Genomic DNA, 4,522 nt, shown 5'->3' on the forward strand with positions numbered 1-4,522 from the left:
GAGCAACAAAGCTACCTTTATCAAGATAAGTATTTTCCGGTTAATTTTTTAAGTGGCTGGCATACTTACTTTGCAGAAGCGCCGGCTAACATGGCCTTTTTAACCGCTGATGATTACAACGCATTTTTAGTTAGCCTTAGTGACTACCCGCGCTTTAATCAGCAAAATATTGATTTAATGAAACAAGGTATAAAAACAGGGTTTACTCATTATTGTAAAACCTTTGAAAATTACAGCCAAAGCATTAGCGCTCATATAGTTAAACAACCTGAGAATAGCGCCTTATATGAGCCATTTACTCGCATCCCTAATACATTTACTGCAGCGCAAAAAGAAACTTACCAAAATAAAGCTAAAACATTAATTGAAGAAAAAGTAGTTCCTGCTTATCAGCACTTTTACGACTTTTTTAAAAATGAATACATGCCACATTGTAGAGCTCAGCCGGGTATTGCAAGTATTAAAGGGGGCCTTGATTACTACAATTACACGGTTAATTATTACACCACCACTGATGCTACCCCTAAACAAATTCATGAACTTGGTCTAAAAGAAGTGGCGCGCATTAAAGCACAAATGCAAGCCATTATTGATAGCGTTGGTTTTGATGGCAGCTACAGTGACTTTTTAGAATTTTTAGCAACCGATGAGCAATTTTACGCAAAAGACGCCCAAGATTTGCTAGAAAAAACCGCTTTTATAACCCAAAAAATGTATGGCAAACTCCCTACTTACTTTGGCCATTTGCCGCGTAACACTTTTACTATAAAAGGCTCAGCGAGTCGCGGTGCGTTTTATATGCCACCGCCAGATAACCGCTCACCTGGCACTTACTTTTTAGCCTCAACACCTAAATTGCAGCCTTTATATAATTTAGAAGCACTTAGCCTGCACGAAGCTATTCCTGGGCATCATTTACAAAACGCCATTGCAATGGAGTTAGACGTTCCTGAATTTAGACGCACACTGAGTCACTCAGCATTTGGCGAGGGCTGGGCACTTTATACAGAGCGTTTAGGTAAAGAAGCGGGCTTTTACCAAAGTCCATACAGTGACTTTGGTCGTTTAGGCTACGAAATGTGGCGCGCAGTGCGCTTAGTGGTTGATACCGGCATTCATGCCTTTGGCTGGAGCCGCCAAAAGGCGATTGATTATTTGGCTGATCATACCGCCTTGCCACAAAGCGCCGTGGAAGATCAAATAGACCGCTATATTTCATGGCCAGGCCAAGCGCTTTCATACAAAATGGGCGAAATTAAAATACGCGAACTGCGTGCAAAAGCCGAAAAACAGCTAGGCGCTAAATTTGATATACGCAGCTTTCACGACACCGTTATTGGTCAAGGTTCACTTCCTATGGCGGTACTTGAAGATGTAATTAACGACTGGATAGCACAGCAAAAATTAGTTCTCTAGGATACAACGAGAACAAAGTAAGAGGCGGTATTGTTATCGCCTCTTTTTAAAGCCCTATTAAACACCTCAAAACTAATCCCTACCCGTTTTTGCTTCGTAAAATAAATGATTTTAAAAACCAGAGCATAAGTATGAAAAAACGTATTCTGTATTGGCTGCAAAATGATTTGCGCATTGACGACAACCCCATACTCAATGATTTATCACAACAACAATGTGAGTTGGACCTGGTCTTTGTGATTAACCCTGCTTGGTTTAAAAGCAATAACTACCAACAAAAACCCTATGGTGTCCACAAACAACGCTTTTTAATGCAAAGCCTATATGAGCTACAGGAGTCTGTTTTAGAGCTTGGCCAAACTTTACATATTATTGAAGGCGATCCAGTTGAGGTATTAACACAGCGTATTAATGAGCTTAGCATTGACGAAGTTGTATATAGCCAGCAAATAGGTGTATATGAACAGCGCCAAATTAGTGCTCTTAAGTCAAAATGCACGACTGTGGTATTTAAATCTGTGATGCAAGATACTTTATATCAACAACAGCAACTGCCCTTTGAACTAGCTAATTTACCAACCGGCTTTACACCTTTTAGAAAAAAGATCGAAGCGGCAGAAATTAGTTTAGCCACACATACATTTTCAGCGGCAAGATTGCCTCCACCTATTATACTTTGCGCAAAACAACCGATAGAAAAGCCAGCAACAGGGAATACACAATTACTTGGTGGGCATCAGGCTGCGCTTGAGCACTGCCAGCAGTACTTTTCATCGGCTTTACCGAGTAGCTATAAAATCACTCGCAATGAGCTAGATGGCTTTGATAACTCAACAAAATTTAGTAGTTGGCTGGCTTTTGGCTGTATTAGTGCCAAGCAAATTTTTTGTGCAGTAGATGCTTATGAAACGCAGTATGGAGCAAATGAGTCAACTTACTGGATCAAGTTTGAATTGCTCTGGCGTGAGTATTTCAAGTGGCATGCGATTAATGTTAAGCATCAGTTATTTACCTTTAAAGGTAAGAAACAAAGCTCGCCACTTACCACGTTTAGCCCGAATCGTTTTGCTAAATGGTGCCAAGGCAGTACACCTTACCCGTTAGTTAATGCCATTATGAAAGAGCTAAACGCAACGGGCTTTATTAGCAATCGCTCAAGACAAATCGTTGCTAGCTGTTTAGTAAACGAACTACAACTAGACTGGCGTTATGGTGCGGCTTACTTTGAGCAACAGTTAATCGATTACGATGTGGCGTCGAATTGGGGTAATTGGCAATATATTGCTGGAGTTGGTGTTGATCCGCGCGGCGGACGTCACTTTAATTTGCAAAAACAAACCCAGCAATATGATCCGCACGGTGTATACATTGCCAAGTGGCAAGGAAATGAGCATTGCGATGCACAATTAGATGACTTAGACGCCGCTGATTGGCCAGTGTAAAAATAAAACCTCGAACATGATATTGGCTAGCTGACTCTCGTTATAAGCCTAAGGTTAAACCTTGGGCGAGAGTGCCGCTGGGTTTTTCTACTACGCGGTTAACTTCAACCCCGTTATGCTTAACAACAAAAGTGGGGGTATATTGTAAGTCATGCGCTAGAGCAATACCTACCTCATCACGTTTATCATAACCGACTGTAACAAAGGTTATTTTCGAAAGTTTAACCTTCGATTCATCGAGTAACTTTATAAATCGAGGTACTTCACGGGCACTGTCATGACACCACGTACCTAAAAGCACTAACACCTCTTTACCTGCTAGTTTTTGCATCAATGCAACGTCTTGCGGTGTCGGCGAAAATGTTTGGTATTGCTTAGCAAATTTATCGTGATCGCTTAATAAACGCTTAGCAGTAATAGCGTCCGAGTGTGGTTTGAGCGTTGCATTCAATGCCAGTGGTAAACTCAACATTAAAAGTAAAATTAATTGTTTAAACATAATCTTATACTTAAAAAGCATTTTAGCTACTATACCCATAATCGAATTTAAGTGAATACATTTACTTACTTTTTTCCATAAAATTATTCACCTGAGATAAAACAGCTAAATACTCACGTTTGGCTTCTTTGTTTTGTTCTAATTTATCTAAGTCACCGATTAACGTCACTAATTGCGTATGTGAATAACTCGATGTTGTTCTAAACTCGTTTGTCGCCCCCACACCACTGAGTCGTTTTCTTTCATCCATACTATGACTATCTTCATTTTTCTCAAGCCAAATATCGTTAATAAGGCGAATATTACTCTCACTGGTGGTGGTTTCTTTCAATTCTTTTTTTAGCTCGTATTGAGATATTTCGGGATTAAACTGATACACTTTTTTATCTACATCCACCTCATGAGCCTGATCAAGGGCAACCAATTCGTTATTTTTTACAGCGGTACCAATAGTGTAATTTTCTTGTTTATCATAATAATCAGGGGGGATGTCTGAGCGGTTACCTTCTTTATAATTAAAACGCGTGCTCGCCGTTTTATCTTGAGTGGCCCCAGTTAACCCTGCTGATTTTTGGTGTTCTGTATTTTGACTCAGCTTTGTGGTGCTTGTTGCTATGTAATCCCCCTGATCCATTGCAAAAGAGAATTTTGCATCAAAATCAGCTAACTTAGAAATACCATCACCTAAGGAATTTTTATTACTGCTACCTAGCCCTTGGTAGCGCGGATCTTTGGTGATCATGTTGTCAACTAAATTAGCGACAAGCTCGCGTCCATTAGTAAACTGCTTTGTAGCAACCGACTCAATTTCACTATAGCGCTCAGCAGCTGATGACATACTACTAAACGCACTTTTAAAAACAGCCAACCCTTGTTTCATCACTTCATCACTTTTGTGACCAAACGCAGAACGTGTACTTTTCTCAGAGCTATTGAGCTGGCTATCTTCTAAGCTTTTATCGAGCGCTTTTATGTATTGCTGCATTTGGCTTTTGTCTTGAGCGCCAATGGTTGACATATCAAGCGAAAAATCAATATTGTTTTGTCCGTTTACCGATTCAAACTCCAGTATTTGCTGCTCAGAATCCTCATCAAGGGTATAACTTAAATTAAGCTCATTATCTATTCCAAGGAGCGCTCCATCAGCATCGCCAGTATTTCCCTT

General features: G+C 40.1%; 3 protein-coding genes and 1 pseudogene. 2 read left to right on the forward strand and 2 right to left on the reverse strand.

Annotated features, from left to right (window positions below):
• Both P20311_RS03155 and P20311_RS03160 read left to right on the forward strand, forming a co-directional pair.
• A partial coding sequence (locus P20311_RS03155; protein ID WP_036984729.1) for a DUF885 family protein occupies nucleotides 1-1,416 on the forward strand: 1,416 nt, incomplete at its 5' end.
• Nucleotides 1,417-1,547: 131 nt separating this feature from the next.
• Nucleotides 1,548-2,858, forward strand: a complete 1,311-nt coding sequence (locus tag P20311_RS03160; RefSeq protein WP_008109580.1) for a DASH family cryptochrome — start codon at nucleotides 1,548-1,550, stop codon at nucleotides 2,856-2,858.
• A 40-nt stretch (nucleotides 2,859-2,898) separates the two neighbouring features.
• On the opposite strand, the gene P20311_RS03165 is transcribed toward P20311_RS03160, so the two are convergent.
• Together P20311_RS03165 and P20311_RS03170 are read right to left on the reverse strand one after the other, a co-directional pair.
• Entirely contained in the window at nucleotides 2,899-3,357 is a 459-nt protein-coding gene (locus tag P20311_RS03165) for a thioredoxin family protein (protein ID WP_008109582.1), read from the reverse strand.
• A gap of 61 nt (nucleotides 3,358-3,418) precedes the next feature.
• Nucleotides 3,419-4,522 (reverse strand): annotated as a pseudogene (locus P20311_RS03170) (hypothetical protein); the annotation flags it as partial.

Origin of the sequence: Pseudoalteromonas sp. BSi20311 (assembly GCF_000239875.1) — a bacterium.
In the GTDB taxonomy this organism is placed as follows: domain Bacteria; phylum Pseudomonadota; class Gammaproteobacteria; order Enterobacterales; family Alteromonadaceae; genus Pseudoalteromonas.

Coding starts and splice junctions, on each gene's coding strand:
- P20311_RS03160 (WP_008109580.1), top strand. CDS start 1,548: ATGAAAAAACGTATTCTGTATTGGCTGCAAAATGATTTGCGCATTGAC.
- P20311_RS03165 (WP_008109582.1), bottom strand. CDS start 3,357: ATGTTTAAACAATTAATTTTACTTTTAATGTTGAGTTTACCACTGGCA.